The sequence below is a fragment of the Halobaculum litoreum genome, from assembly GCF_030127125.1.
Classification (GTDB): domain Archaea; phylum Halobacteriota; class Halobacteria; order Halobacteriales; family Haloferacaceae; genus Halobaculum; species Halobaculum litoreum.
The window spans coordinates 2,166,727-2,184,905 of sequence record NZ_CP126156.1; the positions used below are offsets into that span (position 1 = coordinate 2,166,727).

General features: G+C 70.7%; 15 protein-coding genes and 1 pseudogene. 9 read left to right on the top strand and 7 right to left on the bottom strand.

The window, feature by feature from the left end:
* The first annotated feature begins 51 nt into the window (after positions 1-51).
* The 9 genes and pseudogenes from P0R35_RS11825 to P0R35_RS11865 all read left to right on the top strand — a co-directional run bounded on the left by P0R35_RS11825 (position 52) and on the right by P0R35_RS11865 (position 12,369).
* Positions 52-1,397, top strand: a pseudogene (locus P0R35_RS11825) (O-acetylhomoserine aminocarboxypropyltransferase/cysteine synthase family protein).
* On the top strand, positions 1,394-2,638 hold the full coding sequence (gene metX, locus P0R35_RS11830; RefSeq protein WP_284012665.1) for a homoserine O-acetyltransferase MetX: 1,245 nt from the start codon (positions 1,394-1,396) through the stop codon (positions 2,636-2,638). The pseudogene P0R35_RS11825 and the gene metX overlap by 4 nt, the downstream one beginning before the upstream one ends.
* 99 nt (positions 2,639-2,737) lie before the next feature.
* Positions 2,738-4,036 (top strand): O-acetylhomoserine aminocarboxypropyltransferase/cysteine synthase family protein, encoded by a 1,299-nt coding sequence (locus tag P0R35_RS11835; RefSeq protein ID WP_284012667.1) that lies wholly within the window; start codon positions 2,738-2,740, stop codon positions 4,034-4,036.
* A gap of 312 nt (positions 4,037-4,348) precedes the next feature.
* Positions 4,349-4,768 (top strand): PPC domain-containing DNA-binding protein, encoded by a 420-nt coding sequence (locus P0R35_RS11840; RefSeq protein ID WP_284012668.1) that lies wholly within the window; start codon positions 4,349-4,351, stop codon positions 4,766-4,768.
* Positions 4,769-4,989: 221 nt separating this feature from the next.
* Positions 4,990-10,044: a DNA polymerase II large subunit gene (polC, locus tag P0R35_RS11845; RefSeq protein ID WP_284012669.1), complete on the top strand. Its 5,055-nt coding sequence runs from the start codon at positions 4,990-4,992 to the stop codon at positions 10,042-10,044.
* 46 nt (positions 10,045-10,090) lie between these two features.
* Entirely contained in the window at positions 10,091-10,498 is a 408-nt protein-coding gene (locus tag P0R35_RS11850) for a DUF4440 domain-containing protein (protein WP_284012670.1), read from the top strand.
* Between the two features lie 158 nt (positions 10,499-10,656).
* A complete protein-coding gene (locus P0R35_RS11855) occupies positions 10,657-10,965 on the top strand; it encodes a DUF7130 family rubredoxin-like protein (RefSeq protein WP_284012671.1) in 309 nt (102 codons plus the stop codon).
* A 149-nt stretch (positions 10,966-11,114) separates the two neighbouring features.
* Positions 11,115-11,369, top strand: coding sequence for a DUF7130 family rubredoxin-like protein (locus tag P0R35_RS11860; protein WP_284012672.1), 255 nt, complete (start codon positions 11,115-11,117; stop codon positions 11,367-11,369).
* Between the two features lie 97 nt (positions 11,370-11,466).
* Positions 11,467-12,369 (top strand): ketopantoate reductase family protein, encoded by a 903-nt coding sequence (locus P0R35_RS11865; protein WP_284012674.1) that lies wholly within the window; start codon positions 11,467-11,469, stop codon positions 12,367-12,369.
* A 97-nt stretch (positions 12,370-12,466) separates the two neighbouring features.
* Here the strand turns inward: P0R35_RS11865 and P0R35_RS11870 are convergent, their stop codons facing one another.
* The 7 genes from P0R35_RS11870 to P0R35_RS11900 form a co-directional block, all read right to left on the bottom strand.
* A complete protein-coding gene (locus P0R35_RS11870) occupies positions 12,467-14,032 on the bottom strand; it encodes a sulfatase (RefSeq protein WP_284012675.1) in 1,566 nt (521 codons plus the stop codon).
* A gap of 407 nt (positions 14,033-14,439) precedes the next feature.
* Positions 14,440-14,775 carry a DUF5783 family protein gene (locus tag P0R35_RS11875; protein WP_284014622.1) on the bottom strand — a complete coding sequence of 112 codons (336 nt, stop codon included), beginning with the start codon at positions 14,773-14,775 and terminating at the stop codon, positions 14,440-14,442.
* Between the two features lie 324 nt (positions 14,776-15,099).
* Positions 15,100-15,726, bottom strand: coding sequence for a DUF7504 family protein (locus P0R35_RS11880; RefSeq protein WP_284012677.1), 627 nt, complete (start codon positions 15,724-15,726; stop codon positions 15,100-15,102).
* 74 nt (positions 15,727-15,800) lie between these two features.
* Entirely contained in the window at positions 15,801-16,337 is a 537-nt protein-coding gene (locus tag P0R35_RS11885) for a DUF8057 family protein (RefSeq protein ID WP_284012678.1), read from the bottom strand.
* Positions 16,338-16,339: 2 nt separating this feature from the next.
* A complete protein-coding gene (locus tag P0R35_RS11890) occupies positions 16,340-16,801 on the bottom strand; it encodes a DUF8057 family protein (protein WP_284012680.1) in 462 nt (153 codons plus the stop codon).
* Complete coding sequence (locus P0R35_RS11895) at positions 16,801-17,496, bottom strand: ATPase domain-containing protein (RefSeq protein WP_284012681.1); 696 nt, start codon at positions 17,494-17,496, stop codon at positions 16,801-16,803. Before P0R35_RS11895 ends, P0R35_RS11890 begins: the two co-directional genes overlap by 1 nt.
* A 106-nt stretch (positions 17,497-17,602) precedes the next feature.
* The gene (locus P0R35_RS11900; RefSeq protein WP_284012682.1) at positions 17,603-18,052 is read right to left on the bottom strand and encodes a chemotaxis protein CheW; all 450 of its coding nucleotides are present in this window, start codon (positions 18,050-18,052) and stop codon (positions 17,603-17,605) included.
* Positions 18,053-18,179 lie beyond the last annotated feature (127 nt).

Here is an 18,179-nt window from a genome sequence, read left to right on the forward strand (position 1 = left end):
CGTTGCCGTAACTATCGCGCATATCCGTATTCGAGATTATGACCGTAACACATGAGCGACGACGACGTCCCGCGGTCGTCCGGGGGAGCCGGTCCGGGGGCCGGCGGGCGTGGCGCTGCCGGGGGTCGAGGCCGGCGGACGCGTGCGCTCCACGCGGGGTGGGCGGGCGACCCCGCGACGGGGCGCGCGCGCCGCCGATCTACCAGACGACCTCCTACGCGTTCCCGGACGCCGACACCGCCGCGGACCTGTACGCGCTGGAGCGCGAGGGGGACGTGTACACCCGGATCTCGAACCCGACGACGCGGGTGCTGGAGGAGCGACTCGCCGACCTCGAGGGCGGCGTCGACGCCGTCGCGACCGCCTCGGGGATGGCCGCCATCGACACCGCGACGAGCCTGCTCGCGCGCGCCGGCGACACCGTCGTCGCCAGCGCGGAGATGTACGGCGGGACGAGCACGTACCTCGCGCACATGGCCTCGCGGCGCGGGGTCGACCTCCGGACCGTCGAGACGACCGACGACGAGGCGTACGCGGAGGCGGTCGACGGGGACACCGCGTTCGTCCACGTCGAGACGCTGGCGAACCCGTCGCTGGTGACGCCCGACCTCGAGCGCATCGCCGACATCGCTCACGAGCACGCCGTCCCGCTCGTGGTCGACAACACGTTCGCGACGCCCGCGCTGTGTCGCCCGATCGAGCACGGCGCCGACGTCGTCTGGGACTCGACCACCAAGTGGATCCACGGCGCCGGCACCACCGTCGGCGGCGTGCTCGTCGACGGCGGCACCTTCCCGTGGGACCACCCCGACGCGGACTACCCGGAGCTGTCGGGCGGGAACCCCGCCTTCGACGTCGACTTCGCCGAGCGCTTCGGCGAGCGCGCGTTCGCGCAGGTCGCGCGCCACCGCGGCGTCCGCACGCTCGGCAACCCCCAGTCGCCGTTCGACGCCTGGCAGACCCTTCAAGGCCTGTCGACGCTGCCGATCCGGATGGAGAAGCACTGCGAGAACGCGCGGATCGTCGCCGAACACCTCCGCGACCACCCCGCGGTCGACTGGGTCACGTACCCCGGGTTCGACGACCACCCCACCCACGCGAACGCCGCCGAGTACCTCGACGACTTCGGCGGGATGGTCGTGTTCGGCCTCGCGGACGGGTTCGAGGCGGCGAAGGGCGTCTGCGAGGCGGTCGAGTTGGTGTCGTTCCTCGCGAACATCGGCGACGCGCGCTCGCTGATCATCCACCCCGCGAGCACGACGCACGCACAGCTCACGGCCGACGAACAGCGCGCGGCGGGCGTCTCGCCGGACCTCCTGCGGCTGTCGGTGGGCATCGAGGACCCCGCGGACGTCGTGGCCGACCTCGACCACGCCATCGCGGAGGCGACGCGATGACGGCCGTCGAGTCGGTCGGCGAGTTCCGCTTCGAGTGCGGCGAGTCCGTCGAGAACCTCCGGCTGGCGTACGAGACGTACGGCGAGTTCGACGGCTCGAACGCGGTCCTCGTGTGCCACGCGCTCACCGGGAGCCAGCACGTCTCGAACGCGCCGGCCGGCGCCGACCACGACGACGAGGTGGGCGACGCCGTCGAGACGGCCGGGCAGGCCCGTGCGTGGTGGAACGACGTCGTGGGCCCGGGGAAGGCGATCGACACGACCGAGTACTACGTGGTCTGCGTGAACGTGCCCGGCTCCTGTTACGGCTCCTCCGGCCCGCCCGCGGACGGGCCGGACGGCGAGCCGTGGGGGACCGACTTCCCGCCCGTGACCGTCGGCGACTGGACGCGCGCCCAGCGCCGACTCCTCGACCGCCTCGGCGTCGGTCGCCTCCACGCCGTCGTCGGCGGCAGCGTCGGCGGGATGAACGCGGTCGACTGGGCGAAGCGCTTCCCCGACGACGTGCGCCGCGTCGCCGCCGTCGCGACGGCGCCCAGACTGGACACGCAGTGTCTCTCCTTGGACGCTATCGCGCGCCGCGCGATCACGACCGACCCCGACTGGAACGGCGGCGACTACTACGGCGACGACCGCCCGAGCCCGGACGACGGGCTGGCGCAGGCGCGCCGCATCGGGCACGTGATGTACCTCTCGAAGGCGTCGATGGGCCGGAAGTTCGGCCGCCGCGCGGCCGGCCGCGACGCGTTCGGCGACGCCCCCGACGACCCGACGGGGCGGTTCTTCCCGTACCGCGAGGTGGAGTCGTACCTCGACTACAACGCCGAGTCGTTCACCGGCCGCTTCGACGCCAACAGCTACCTCTACCTCACGCGGGCGATGGACGAGTACGACCTCGCGGCGGGCTACGGCTCCGACGCGGAGGCGCTGGCGGCGTACGAGGGCGAACTGCTCGCGCTGTCGTTCACGGGCGACTGGCACTTCACCGTCGAGCAGTCGCGCGCGCTCGCCGCGGCGGCGCGCGACGGCGACGTGCCGACCGCCCACCACGTCGTCGACTCCGACCACGGCCACGACGCGTTCCTCGTCGAACCGGAGGCCGTCGGCCCGCCGCTGCGCGCCTTCCTCGCCGACGGCGTCGACGGCCGCGCCGTCCGCGACGAGGACGACGACGAGCCGTCCGGCGGCGGCGGGGGCGGTCCGGACCGCGCGCCGGTCCACTCGAGCCTGTTCCCCGGGTGACCGCCGCCGGCCCGACGCGGCGGGCGGGCGTCACAGGTTCCGGCGAGTTCCGCGACCGACGGTAGCACTTAGCTGTCCGTGTGTGTACACGCGGGTAGTATGACGAGCGACGACACCGACTACGGCTTCTGGACCCGCAGCGTACACGAGGGTGCCGACCCCGACCCGGCGACCGGCGCGCGCGCGCCGCCGATCCACCAGACGACCTCCTACGTGTTCGACGACGCCGACCACGCGGCGCGGCTGTTCGCGCTGGAGGAGGAGGGGTACATCTACAGCCGCCTGCTCAACCCGACGGTCGCGCGGCTGGGCGAGCGGCTCGCCTCGCTGGAGGGCGGCGTCGGCGCGGTGCCGACGAGTTCGGGCATGGCGTCGTTCGACCTCGCGACCTTCCTGCTCGCGTCGGCCGGCGACAACATCGTCTCCTCGTCGTCGCTGTACGGCGGCACCTACACCTACCTCACGCACACCGTCGAGCGCCGCGGCGTCGAGACGCGCTTCGTCGACACGCTCGACTACGAGGCGTACGCCGAGGCCATCGACGAGGACACCGCGTACGTCCACCTCGAGACCATCGGCAACCCCGCGCTCGTCACGCCGGACATCGAGCGCATCGCCGACATCGCCCACGAGCACGACACGCCGCTGTTCGTCGACAACACGTTCGCGACGCCGTACCTGTGCCGCCCGATCGAACACGGCGCGGACCTCGTGTGGGAGTCGACGACCAAGTGGATCCACGGCTCCGGCTCCACCGTCGGCGGCGTGCTCGTCGACGGCGGCTCGTTCCCGTGGGGGGAGCACGCCGACCGCTTCCCCGAGTTGGGCGCCGAGAACCCGGCGTACCACGGTGTCGACTTCGCCGAGCGCTTCGGCGAGGCGGCGCTCACCTACGCCGGCATCGCGCGCGGGCTCCGTGACCTCGGGAGCGCGCAGTCGCCGTTCGACGCGTGGGCGACGATGCAGAAACTGGAGTCGCTCCCGATGCGGATGGAGCGCCACTGCGCGAACGCCCAACACGTCGCCGAACACCTCGCGGACCACCCGGCCGTCGACTGGGTGACGTACCCGGGACTGCCGGACCACGAGACCCACGCCGAGGCGTCGGAGTACCTCGACGGCGGCTACGGCGGGATGATCGCCTTCGGCCTCGCCGGCGGCTACGAGGCCGCCCGCGACACCGTCGAGAACACGGAGTTGGCGTCGCTGCTCGCGAACGTCGGCGACGCGAAGACGCTCGTCATCCACCCGGCGTCGACGACCCACCAGCAGCTCACCGAGGAGGAGCAGCTGGCGGCCGGTGTCACCCAGGACATGGTGCGTCTCTCCGTCGGTGTGGAGAACCCCGAGGACATCGTCGCCGACCTCGACCGAGCGATCGACGCGGCGGCACGGTAGTCGGGCGGCGTCGCTCGCGGAGGGGCGAGCAGGCGGCCCTGTGACCGTTGAGCCGGAGGGTCGTACGTCGGCGGTCGGGCCGCACACCCGCCTCGTCGCCGACGACCGTTCTCAGCGTCGCATCGGCGCGAGTGGTCGCGGTATCCGGCTTGAACCCTCGGTGCGGGGCGGGCCGTGTGCGTCGTGCTGCGGCAGTTCGCGGCTCCCGTCGCTCACCGCTCGCCGACGCGGTCTCGCGTTCGTTCGACCGTGCACCGCTCGGCCCCGCTCGCGGCGGCAACGCTTTACTCCCGGTCGGCCGAGGCCTCGCGTATGAACTACCGTGAGGTCGAAGTCGCCGGCGAGTACATGGCGAGCCTCGACAACGGCGCGGACTGGCGCGAGGAGATCGAGTCGCTCGCCGACGAGGTCGAGGCGGACGCCGCGTGGTTCAACGCCATGGGCGCGGTGCAGGACGCGGAGGTGTGGTTCTACGACCAAGACGACCAGGAGTACCAGTCGGTCGCCTTCGACGAGCCGCTGGAAGTGGCCGCCTGCGTCGGCAACGTCGCGCTGCTGGACGGCGAGCGGTTCGCCCACACCCACGCGGTCCTCTCGCGCCGGAACGGGCAGGCGCTCGCTGGCCACCTCGACGGCGGCACCGTGTTCGCGGGCGAGGTGTACTTCCGCGCGTTCGAGTCGCCGCTGGAGCGCGAACACGACGCGGTGACCGATCTGGACCTCTGGCTGTAACACGGGGAGCCGCCGGGGATCGACACACCCGGCCGGGAGACGACGAATCGCTTATCACCCTCCCCCGCACAGGAAGGTGACGTGCATCGACGACCCCGACACGCGAGCCGAGGCGGCGCGCCCCTCGCCGCCGTGACGCCGGCTCCGGGGTCGTCAGCGACGACGACGCGACCGCGGCCGCGACGCGGCCGGACCGGGACGGCGACGACGGAGGCGACACCGTGAGACCCGACGACGAGCGCTACTTCACGCGGATCGAGGACCGGCTCGACGAGGCGTTCGAGCGCGCGCAGGCGGCCAAGGCACAGGGGAAAGACCCCGAGACGGAGATCGAGATCCCCGTCGCCCGCGACATGGCCGACCGCGTCGAGAACATCCTCGGCATCCCCGGCGTCGCGGAGCGCGTCCGGGAACTGGAGGAGGAGTTCTCGCGCGAGGAGGCGGCGCTGGAGCTGGTGACCGACTTCGTGGAGGGCACCGTCGGCGACTTCGACTCCCGCGCGGGCAAGATCGAGGGCGCCGTGCGGACGGCCGTCGCCCTGCTCACCGAGGGGGTCGTCGCCGCCCCCATCGAGGGGATCGACCGCGTCGAGATCCTCGAGAACGACGACGGCACGGAGTTCATCAACGTCTACTACGCCGGCCCGATCCGCTCCGCGGGCGGCACCGCGCAGGCGCTGTCGGTCCTCGTGGGCGACTACGCCCGCGCCCTGCTCGGCATCGAGGAGTACCGCGCCCGCGACGACGAGATCGAACGCTACGCCGAGGAGATCGGCCTGTACGACAAGGAGACCGGCCTCCAGTACACGCCGAAGGACAAGGAGACGAAGTTCATCGCCGAGCACATGCCGATCATGCTGGACGGCGAGGCGACGGGCGACGAGGAGGTGTCGGGCTTCCGCGACCTCGACCGCGTCGACACGAACAACGCCCGCGGCGGGATGTGCCTCGTGCTCGCCGAGGGGATCGCGCTCAAGGCCCCGAAGATCCAGCGGTACACCCGCCAACTCGACGAGGTCGACTGGCCGTGGCTGCAGGACCTCATCGACGGCAGCTACGGCGACGACGGCGGCGACGACGCGGCCGACGACGAGGGCGACGGGGACGACGCGGACGCCGAGGCGGACGGCGCCGACGAGGACGACGTCCCCGACCCGGACGCGCCGACCGGATCGCTCCGGCCGGAACCCTCCAAGAAGTTCCTCCGCGACCTCATCGCGGGCCGGCCCGTCTTCGGCCACCCCTCCGAGGCGGGCGGGTTCCGCCTGCGCTACGGCCGCGCGCGCAACCACGGGTTCGCGACCGCGGGCGTCCACCCGGCGACGATGCACATCGTCGACGACTTCCTCGCGACCGGCACCCAGATCAAGACCGAGCGCCCCGGCAAGGCCGGCGGCGTCGTCCCCGTCGACTCCATCGACGGCCCGACCGTGCGGCTGGCGAACGGCGACGTGCGCCGCATCGACGACCCGAAGGAGGCGCTGGAGGTTCGCAACGGCGTCGAGGAGGTGCTCGACTTGGGCGAGTACCTCGTCAACTTCGGCGAGTTCGTCGAGAACAACCACCCGCTCGTCCCCGCGGGCTACGTCCGCGAGTGGTGGGAACAGGACCTGGCGGCCGCCGGCGCCGACCTCCAGGCGCTGGAGGACGACCGCACCATCGACCTCGACGACCCCGACGCCGGGACGGCGCTGGCGTGGGTCGACGAGTACGACGCCCCCCTCCACCCCGCCTACACCTACTGCTGGCACGACGTCTCCGTCGACGAGTACGACGCCGTCGCGGACGCAGCCGCGGCGGGCGAGGTGACCGGCGACCTGCTCGTCGTCGAGCACACCGACACCGTGCGGCGCGCGCTGGAGAACCTGCTCGTCGAGCACAGCCAGACCGAGGACGCGCTCCGGATCCCCGACTTCCGCCCGCTCCTGCGCCAACTGGGCGTCACCGGCGGCCTCCGCCGCGAGTGGGAACTGGCGGACCTCTCCGCGGAGGCGACCGCGTGGGACGACGGCGAGAACGCGATCCGCGCGGTCAACGAGGTGGTCGACTTCGAGGTCCGCGAGCGCGCGCCGACCCGGATCGGGAACCGGATGGGCCGCCCGGAGAAGTCCGAGAGCCGCGACCTCTCGCCGGCGGTCCACACGCTGTTCCCCATCCGCGACTACGGCGGGAGCCAGCGCTCGGTGGCCGAGGCCGCCCGCACCCGCACGGACAAAGGGAAGGGCGTGTACGACGTGCTCGTCGGCGACCGCGAGTGTCCCGACTGCGGCGAGCACTCGTTCAAGTGCCTGTGTCCCGACTGCGGCGCCCACACCGAGCCCTACTACGAGTGCGAGGAGTGCGGCACCGAGTGCGAACCCGACGAGTCGGGGCGCGTCGAGTGCCCGCGCTGCGAGCGCGAGGTCGAGAGCCCCGACTGGCACACGGTCCGCCTCAACGACGAGTACTGGGGCGCCTTGGAGGCGACCGGCGAGCGCGAGGCCTCCTTCGAGATCCTGAAGGGCGTGAAGGGGCTGTCCTCCTCGAACAAGACGCCCGAGCCGATCGAGAAGGGCGTGTTCCGCGCGAAACACGGCGTCACCACGTTCAAGGACGGCACCGTCCGCTACGACATGACCGACCTCCCGGTGACGGCGGTCCGACCGGAGGAACTCGACGTGACCGTCGACCACTTCCGGGAGTTGGGGTACGAGGAGGACATCGACGGCGAACCCCTCGTCCACGACGACCAGCTCATCGAGCTGAAGGTGCAGGACATCGTCCTCTCCGACGGCGCCGCCGAGCACATGATGAAGACGGCGGACTTCGTCGACGAACTGCTCACGGACTTCTACGACCTGGACCCGTTCTACGAGGTGAACGAGCGCGACGACCTCGTCGGCGAGTTGGTGTTCGGGATGGCGCCCCACACCAGCGCCGCGGTCGTCGGCCGCGTCGTGGGCTTCACGAGCGCCGCCGTCGGCTACGCGCATCCGTACTTCCACGCGGCGAAGCGGCGGAACTGCTTCCACCCGGAGACGAAGCTCTGGTACCGAGACGAGGCCGATGAGTGGCACTACGGTCGGATCGACGAGTTCGTCGAGGACCGGTTAGACGACCCCGCAGCGGACGACTTCGGGACGCTCGTGTCGGAACTCGACGGCGACGTGTTCGTCCCGTCGCTGACCGACGAAGGTGAGGAGGTACTGCGCCCGGTCGAAGCCGTGTCGAGGCACGTCGCACCAGACCACATGGTTCGTGTGGAGACGCGGAGCGGCCGGGAGGTCACGGTGACACCCGACCACGAGATGCACGTCTTCGACGAAGGGGCGATCGAGACGAAGCTCGCGAGGGACGTGACCGAGGACGACCACGTGGTCAAGCCCTCGCGACTCGACGGCGTCGACCCGGACGGAACGAAGGCGTTCGACCTCCTCGCGGAGTTCGTCAGTTCGGAGACGATCGACAACGAGCGGTTGATGATCAAGGGGTTAGAGAAGGATGCGCTCTACGACCTGTTCAGCGACCGACTCGCGCCGCAGTGGGATGGTCAGTTCCACCCGCTGAAGAGCACCGCCGAGTATCTCGGGCTCTCGAGGAAGGGGCTCAGCAATTACCTCTACAGGGGAAGCCTCCCGGCGGAACTTCTGTTGGAGTTCTTCGACTCGGCGGAGTCGATGCTCGAATACGTTCCAACAGACGCGAAACTCGGCGTGAAGCGGGATTCGGTCGAGATCGACAGACACGTCGATTTGAACGAACGGACGGCGACACTCCTCGGCTACTACGCCGCCGAGGGGTTCACTCGCGCACAGGAGACGCCGAAGGGGACGATCCACCAGACGACGATCTGTGGAACCGAGGACCAGGCCCGAGACTTCTACGTAGAAATCCTGCGCGAGGAGTTCGGTGTCGACCCGTACCGTGAGAACGACGCGAAGGTGACCGCGTCCGGTCGACTGCTCCGCGCGTTCTTCGACAGCGTCCTCGACACCGGGGCGTCCGCGGAGACGAAGCGCGTACCGCAGTGTGTCTTCGATGCCGACGAGGGAATCGTCGAGGCGTACCTCGGTGGGTATTTCAGTGGCGACGGAACCGCCGAATCGAACGCGGCAGTCGTCTCGGCGACGACCGTGAGTCGAGAGCTGAAAGAGGACCTGCTTGCGTTGCTGTCGCGGCTCGGGATCGTCGGTCGTGTCGACATCGAGGAGCCGGTGCCGCTCCACACGAAGTTCCCCGACTACTACGACATCGACGACCCGACGATGTCGGCTCGAAGCTACGTCCTCCGTGTCACCTCGGAAGACGCGGTCACGTTCGCGGAGCGTGTCGGCTTCCACTTGGACCGGAAGGAGGGACGGCTACGCGAGCAGATCCAGACCAGAGCGACGACGCCGCGTCGTGCGTTCGACGGGGGTGGCGAGGACGCGCTCGTCGAGGCCGTCGCGACCGTCGAGTACGTCGAGGCGGACACCGAGCACACGTACTGCCTGACCGTCGAGGGGACCCACTCGCTCGTCGCGAACGACCTGTCTCAAAAGCAGTGCGACGGCGACGAGGACTGCGTGATGCTGCTCATGGACGGCCTGCTCAACTTCAGCAAGTCGTTCCTGCCGGACAAACGCGGCGGGCAGATGGACGCCCCCCTCGTCATGTCCTCGCGGATCGACCCCGCGGAGATCGACGACGAGGCCCACAACATGGACATCGTGCGGCAGTACCCCCGCGAGTTCTACGAGGCCACCCTGGAGATGGCCGACCCCGGCGAGGTGGAGGACCGCATCCAACTCGGCGAGGACACCCTCGGCACCGACGACGAGTACCGCGGCTTCGACCACACCCACGACACGACCGACATCGCGCTCGGGCCGGATCTGTCGGCGTACAAGACGCTCGGGTCGATGATGGACAAGATGGACGCCCAGTTGGCGCTCGCCCGCAAGCTGCGCGCCGTCGACGAGACCGACGTCGCCGAGCGCGTCATCGAGTACCACTTCCTGCCGGACCTGATCGGGAACCTCCGGGCGTTCTCCCGGCAGGAGACGCGCTGTCTCGACTGCGGCGAGAAGTACCGCCGGATGCCGCTGACCGGCGACTGCCGCGAGTGCGGCGGCGACATGACGCTCACCGTCCACCGGGGGTCGGTGAACAAGTACATGGACGTCGCGCTGGAGGTCGCCAAGGAGTTCGGCTGCCGCGAGTACACCGTCCAGCGACTGGAGATCCTCGAACGCTCGCTGGAGTCGGTGTTCGAGAACGACAAGAACAAGCAGGGCTCCATCGCGGACTTCATGTGAACGGGCGGGGCGCCACACCTACCTCGTCCCGCGTCGAACGTCGCCCGTGCTCACCGCCGACGCCTGCCGCGCCGAGATCGAACGCCTCCACGACTGCTTCGTCGCGTGGTTCACCGGCGCGAGCGACGACGACGAGTTCGCGGCCGTCGCCGACGCCCTCCACCCCGACTTCGAACTGGTCACCCCCGACGGAACCCGGCGCGGGCGCGAGTCGGTGCTGGAGTCGATCCGCGGGGCGCACGGACGCGACGAGCCGGGGGCGTTCGACATCGCGATCCGGAACGTCGCGGTCGTCGACGCGACCGCCGACCGCGCGACCGTCCGCTACGAGGAGTGGCAGGAGACGCCCGACGGCACGACCGGACGGGTGAGTACGGTCCTGTTCCGGGCGGCCGACGACGCGCCCGGCGGCCTCGTGTGGCGCGACCTCCACGAGACGTGGATCGAGCGGTGACGCGGGACCGAACTCCGCCGATCCGAACCGCCAGGGTGCGATCGTCGCGACGAGGAGTGCTCGATAGGTAGTCGACACACAGGGACCAACGATGCGGCGAGAACCCTGACAGGGATCCTGTGACATCGCTTACGGGTCGGCGGCGCGTACCGGCCGGTATGGCGAGCGAACAACGCGGCGAGCGGACGAAGCTGACCGACATCTCGGCGGGACAGTCGGTGTACGACGCCGACGGCAACGAGCTCGGGACGGTCCGCGGCATCGACGACGCCGGGTTCTACGTGCTCGCGCCCGAGGGCGCCGCCACGGTGAGCCTCGACGAGGCGCGCGAGGTGTTCGGCAGGGCGTCGGTGATGTGGCGGTGTTGGAACTGCGGCACGATGGGGCGCATCGAGGGCGGGCTGCCCGAGCGGTGCCCGGACTGCGAGGCGCCGCGCGAGGAGCTGTACTACTGGGCCGAGGACTGACCGGTGACCGACAGCGCCGTCGTCGGTCGACGCCACGCCGTCGCCCCGGCGGTTCCCGGCGGGCGGGAGCGCTCGGCGCGCTTCGCCTCCTGCCCGACGAACGGACGGCCACGAGCGAGGAGCGAGCGCCGGTCGGACTCGGCCAGGGCGTGTTCACGGAGTCGGGACGAGCCATCGGCACCGTCCGCGGCGTCGACGAACACGGCGTGAACGTGACGACGCTGGAGGGGATCCGCTCGCTGTCGATCGAACACGAGCGCGCGGGCCACGAGTTCGGCGAGGGCGAACTCGTGTGGCGCTGTTCGGACTGCGGGGAGGTGGGCGACCTCGACGGCGGCCTCCCCGACGCCTGCCCGAACTGCGACGCCCCGCGCGAACACCGCTACTACCGGACCGAGGACTGACGAGGCCGAGCCAGTCGGGCGGGGCTAGGCGGGGCGGGCGGCCGCCGACCGCGCGGTCGACCGAACACCTCTTTTCGCCGCCGCGCCACCGCCGGGCATGGACATCGTCGTGTTCGGCGCGGGCGCGCTCGGCAGCCTCGTCGGGGGACTGCTCGCGCGCGACCACCACGTGACGCTCGTCGCCCGCGACCCGCACGCCCGCCGCGTCGCCGGGCAGGGGCTCCGCGTCACCGGCGAACTCGACGCCCGCGTTCGACCCCGAGCGACCACCGATCCGACGCCCGCGGACCTGACGTGCGACCTCGCGCTCGTGACCGTGAAGGCGTACGACACGGCCGCGGCCGCCCGCACGCTCGCGACCGGCGACCCCGCGGTCGTCTGTGCGCTCTCGAACGGGTTGACCGAGGAGACGCTCGTCGCCGAACTGGGCGACCGCGTGCTCGCCGGCTCGGCCACCTACGGCGCGGAACTCGTCGCCCCGGGCGAGGTCCGCTGCACCGGCGTGGGGCGGATCCACGTCGGCGAACTCGACGGCGGGACCAGCGAGCGGGCCGCACGCGTCGCGGCGGCGTTCCGCGAGGCGGGCCTCGACTGCGAGGCCGACCCCGGGATGCCGCGCCGCCGCTGGGAGAAGCTCGCGGTCAACGCCGGCATCAACGCCGTCACCGCCCTGGCCCGGGTGGAGAACGGCGCGCTCGCCGACGGCCCCGCCCGCGACGCCGCGCACCGCGCCGCACGCGAGACCGCCCGGGTCGCCCGCGCGGAGGGCGTCGACCTGACCGACGACGCCGCGGTCGCTGCCGTCGACACCGTCGTCGAGGAGACCGCCGCGAACCGCTCGTCGATGCTCCAGGACGTCGAGCGCGGGAGTCGAACGGAGGCGAGCGAGATCAACGGCGCGGTGGTCGACCGCGCCCCGGCCCACGGGGTCGCGACGCCGACGAACCGGACGCTCGCGGACCTGCTCCGGGCGTGGGAGGCAGCCGGGATCGCGGAGTGAACAGCTCGGAGTCTGTCCTCCGATCCGACGCTACGTCTGTCGGTTTACCGGTTCCGTAAACGTCGACAGCGATCGGGGGACGGCTCGGAGATCCGCGTTACTCGACGTAGCCCAAGTCGCGGAGCCGTTCGGTCGCCTCGTCGTCCATCTCGTCGAGCGAGTCGTCGGTGACCGCGCCGTCTGCGGCGTCGGTCCACGCGCCGCCGGCGGCGGCTTCGAACTCGCCCAGCTTGGACTCGGCCTCGGCGATCCGTTCGTCGGTGCCGTCGGCGAGGTTCCGCTCCTCGTCGGGGTCTGCGTCGAGGCGGAACGCCTCGTCCGGGATGCGGTCGATGCGGACGTACTTCGCGTCGGTCGCGCGGGCCGCGCGCATCCGGGAGTAGAAGCGCGACTCCTCGGGCAACTCGATGCCGGCGCCGGAGGCCTTCTCCTCCAGCTGCTTCAACTCGACCACGGGTCGGGAGTACTCGACGAAGCCGAAGTCGCCGTCGGGGGCGGCGCGCTGGCCGGGGTCGCGGGCGGAGTCGTCGACGCCGGCGAACTCGCGGTAGTCGGCCGACAGCAGCGACCGGGTGCGGTCGAGCGCGACCGCCGCCTCGCCGTCGGCGGCGGGCTCGCCGCCCTCGACGCCGAGCGTGTCCAGCACGGTGTGGTACGTGTCGAGGAGTTCGACGGTGTCCTCGCGTCGCTCGTCGTCGAGTGCGGGGTGTTTCACCATGAGCGGGACGTTGATCAACTGGTCGTACAGGCAGAACTCGTGGCCGTACAGGTCGTGCTCGCCGTGGAGTTCGCCGTGGTCGGCGCAGACGACCACCGCGGTGTCGTCCCAGCGGTCCGTCTCCTTCAGCCAGTCGAACAGCCGGGTGAGTTGGTCGTCGATGTGGGCGATCTCGGCGTCGTACAGCCCCTCGATGGCCGCCCACTCGTCGTCGTCGATGTCGCGGGCGCCCGAGTTGTACTCCTTGGAGTTCTGGCACACCGCCGTCGAGTCGACGCCCGGGGCGTACTCGTCGACGTACTCCTGTGGCGGGTGGTACGGGAGGTGGGCGTCCATCAGGTTGATGAACGCGAACCAGTCGTCGCCGGCGGCCTCCGCGTCGTCGACGAACGACTTCGTCCGGTCGATCACCGCGGGCGTCTTCGAGTCGGCGCCCTCGCCCGACGCGAGGTACTCGTGGGCGACGTTGCCCAGCGAGACGAGTTTGTCCGCGACCGTCCGGAGGGCGTCGTTGTCGTTCATCGCCTTCCACGCCTTCGCGAGCGGCCCCGACAGGAAGTCGCCGGGCATCACCTCGAAGAAGTTGTCCTGGTCGTCGAACCCGTCCGTGAGGTGGGTGTACGGCGTGATCCACGCGTTCGAGGAGTAGCAGGCGGTGCGGTAGCCCGCCGCCGACAGCGTCTCGGCGAGCGTCGTCGCCCCCTCGAGGTAGGGGTTCTCCTGGTCGGCGCCGTGGCGGTGCGGGTACATCCCGGTGAACAGCGACGCGTGGACCGGGAGGGTCCACGGCGCGGGCGCGACGGCGTTCTCGAACACCGTCGCCTCCTCGCCGAACGCGTCCAACCCCGGCGTCGTCCCCCCGTCGTAGCCGTACGGCCCGAGGCGGTCCTTCCGGACCGTGTCGAGCACGACGAACAGCACGTTCTCGGGCGAGTCGTCGCTCATGTCCCCCGAATCCCGCTCGCCGCTAATCCCTCTTCTGGTCTCCGGGGGCGGGGGCTCGGCGGGATCGGCTCGATTCGATATTGCGCGCTCGGGTTTATCGTCGGGAACGACGGGCTCCGTCGCCGGACGTGGTCGGAGCCGGATCCGGCCGCGACACCGGCGAGGACCGATGAAACCGCGCGCCGCGTCCACGACGGCGGCGAGGACACCGAACGGAGACGACCGCGGCGGTCGGGTCCGTCGTCGCGGCGAGGACGAGGGCCGTCGGCGACGGCCGCCGGCGCACGGGTCTGCGTAGCGGTCGCTCGAACACCGACCACACGGTCACTGGGTGCCCGCCGGGGGACCACACGGGGCGAGGTCGCCGAACCGTCGCCCGCGAGCCGCCGCCGCGGCGGGCGCTCCCCTCACTCCTCGGTCGGCGGCTCGAGGTCGAACACGCGGTACAGTTCCGTCTCGATCTGCGCGACGTAGCGGTCGAGCGTCTCCGCGAGCTTCTCGTCGTCGACGACGATCGCGGTCAGCCGATCCGTGGGGTTCTCCGGGAGTTCGACGGTGAACCGTCCCGATCCCTCGTCGTAGAACGGTTCCGACTCGTTGAGGATCTGCTGGTCGATCCCGTGGATCAGCTCGGAGTCGTACCGCTCGTTCATCTGCTCGAACGCGTTCTTGTACGCGCGCTGGAGCTCCGGGAAGTAGTTCGCGTACTTGTCCTCGAACCGCTCGGGGTCGAACTCGGCCATCGTCGGGCGTTGCTCGGGCACCGGCGTAAGGCCGACGGTCGGCGAGTGTAAACGGGATACCGCGATATCGAATGGGGTGTCGTCGCAGGACCGTCCCTCTTCGACGCCGAGCGTGGCCCCGGGAGTCGGTCGCCCGTCGGTGCGGTTCGGTCGGCGTAGCGGTAGTGGCTGTCGGACTGGCGGCCCTCGAGCGTGGCAGGCGGTCGTCGTCGACCCAGCAGGAGGCGGGCTCACAGTACTCGCGACTGTCACGGTCGACACGAGAGTCGCTCGACGGGAGGTCGGGTCGGTCCGTCGATGGCGTCGAGAAGAGTCGCTGCGGGGTCAGAACGTCGTCCACGCCGTCGCCGCGGTCTGCCGGTTGCGGACGCGCATCTCGCGCGATCCGTCCTCCTCGCGGGTGTTGATCACCGTGTCGAACGGCTCGTACATCGTGTGGAGGGTCCGCTCGTCGTGCATCGTGGAGTTGATCACGGCGACCGTGGACCACCCCTCGCTCTCGACCTGCCGGGTGAGGACGCGCACGAACTGGTACACGTCCTGTGGGTCGAGGTACATGAGCAGCTCCGACAGCGTGTGGACGCCGACGCCGACCGTCTGGTCCGTCTCGCGGAACACCTCGTAGAGGTCGGTGAACTTCATCCCGATGTCGGTGACGTTCTTCGGGGAGGAGGCGTACCGGACGAGCTCGTCCTCGACGAGGTCGCCGCCGCGCTGCTTCGAGACGCAGTCGACCACGCCGACCGAGGCCGGGTCGCAGTCGGCGACCGCGGCGTAGTCCGCGCGGATCTGGTCGGCGGAATCGCCCGTGGTGATGACGACGCCCCGCTCACCGGTCTCCGCCAACAGGCGGAGCATGAGGTCGTACTTGCCGGTCATGGGCGGACCGGCGATGAGGAGGCTCCGGCCTCCTCCGCCGCCGTCGAACGACAGCGGGGCGTCCTCCAGCATACGCGTGAGGTTGCGACCGACAGCTAAAACCTTTGTCCAAAGCGACGGAAACGGCAGTTCCGATCGGAACACGCTCACGAGTTCGGCCCCTTCCGGTCGTTCGGTTCCCCCACGCCCTCGGGGAAGCCCAACGCCCCGAGGTCCGCGCCGCCGTCGAGCAGGCCCGCCCGCTGGAGCGCCGTCGGGAGGTCGCCGCCCGGCGCGTCGCCGTCGACCGGCGACGGGAGACCCTCGCCGCCGGCGTCGCCCGAAGGCTGCCCGGCCGCGCCGGCGGGCTCCGCCAGTTCGTCGCGGAGCCGTTCGGCAGCCTCGTCGGTGAGTCCCTCGCCGTCGTGTCCCTCGGCGTCGCCCCGACCCTCGCGGTACGCGAGGTCGACGATGCTCCGGTCGTACGTCGCGTCGAGCGACGCCTTGACCGCCGCCAGCGCGTCGTCGGTGTCGGCGCCGAAGGCGGCGGCGACCCCGAGGGCGTGGGCCCGACGGATCGCCTCGTCGGGCGTCAGTGTCGGGTCGTCCCCGGCGTCGACGAACGGCACGCCGAGCCGCGAGACGAACCCCTTGACCGCCTCGAGCGCCGTGGCGAACGGGGACGGTCCGGACGCGCGGGACACGCTCAGGGCCCCCCTTCGTCGTCGGCGGCGCCCGGGGAGCGCCCGAGGAGGTCGGGGAACCCCAGCGCGTCGAGGTCCTCGCCGCCGTCGAGCAGCCCCGCCCGGCGGAGCGCGGCCGGGAACTCGGTCGCGGTGATCGGACGGCCCGCGGGGCCGGGGGACTCGACGTCGGCGTCGTCGCTGTGCGGCGACGATAGCGCCCCCCCGACCAGCTGTGCCCAGACGGCCGCGCCGTCGTCGGTGTCGCTCTCGGCGTGGACGACGCGGGCCTCCTGGGTGCCCTCCTGGTACGCGAGGTCGATGATGCTGCGGTCGTAGGAGGTGTCGAGCGCCGCGCGGAGGCGGTCGAACTCCTCGCGGTTCTCGTAGCCGAACGCCGCGGCCACGCCCAGCGCGTACGCCCGGCGGATCGCCTCCTCGTCGCTGATGTCGGTCCAGTCGGTTCCGAGCCTGTCCTCGTACATCAGTGGGTGACCGGCCGGCCGTCCCCGACGACCAGCCCGGAGGACGTGAACTGCAGCCCTTGGATGTCGGTGTCGACGTCGGCGCCGCGCATCTTCACGACCTGCAGCCCGCGGCGCATCCCGTCGTCCTCCATGTAGTTGTGGAAGAAGACGACGCCGTGAGCGAGGAAGTGTTCGTCCGCGTACGCCGAGGGATCGGTCATCTCGGAGATCAGGTAGGTGGTGGCGCTCGTCCGCTTGAGCGCCGAGAGGAACCGCATCAGCGTGTTGTCCGTGTCGTCGAGCAGGTACCGCAGCAGCATCGTCGAGTCGATGACGACCCGGTCGATCTCCCGTGACTCGACGAACGAACTGATCCGGTTCGTGACGCTGTTGACGTCCCGTCGGTCGCCCGGCATCCCGAAGAACCGCTTCCCCTCCGAGGAGAAGGCGTCGAGGAACGTCACCGACCCCGACTCCAGCGCCTGCGCGAAGCCGAAGTCGTAGGCGTCCATGTCGCGTTCGAGGTCCGCCCGACTCTCGTGCATACTGATGAACAGACACCGGTCGCCGTCGGCGGCCCCCTCGGCGATGAACTGCGCCGAGAAGGTGGTCTTGCCGCTGCCCGGCGGCCCACAGACCACGTACAGCCGCTCTCCCGGCAGCCCCCCGCCGACGAGGTCGTCGAACCCCGCAACGCCGCTCGATACGCGCATACAGGGATGCGGCCGAGCGGTCTCATAAGGACTGCCCCCCGAGACTCAACGCTGATACCGGGCCGGCCCCACCCGGAGCCGCGCCCGTACGGAATCGCCGCCCGGCTCACTCGGTCCGCGGCTCGACCCAGACGACGAAGCGGTCGTCGCCCTTGACGATCCCCCGGACGGAGTCGTCGCCGGCGGTGGTCGCCTCGTCGACCTGGTCGGGGGAGACGTCGCGCACCTGGAACACCTCGTCGACGACCCAGCCGACCGTACCGCCGTCGTCGACCTCGTCGGGGTCGAACACGATGATCCGCTCGCGTGCCCCGGTCCCCGTCACGCCGAGGAGGGTCTTCGGGTCGATGATCGTCGTCGTCTTGCCGCGCAGGTCCATCACGCCCTCGACGTGGCGCGGCGAGTTCGGGATCGCCGTGAGGTCGCCCGCGTCGACGATCTCGTCGATGTACGCGATGTCGAGGCAGTACGTCTCGTCCCCCAGCCCGAACTCGAGCACCTGGGTCTGTTCGGCGTCGACCGTCCCGGCGTCCGTCGCCCGCTCGCTGCTTGCCATACCACTCAACCCCGAACCGCGCCGCTTAACGCTAGCGCACGAGGTATCAGCCGTGAAATTCGGGGCGGTGACTTCAATAACGGCGTATCGGAAGGCCGGAACATGATTCGAGACGCCACACGGCCGG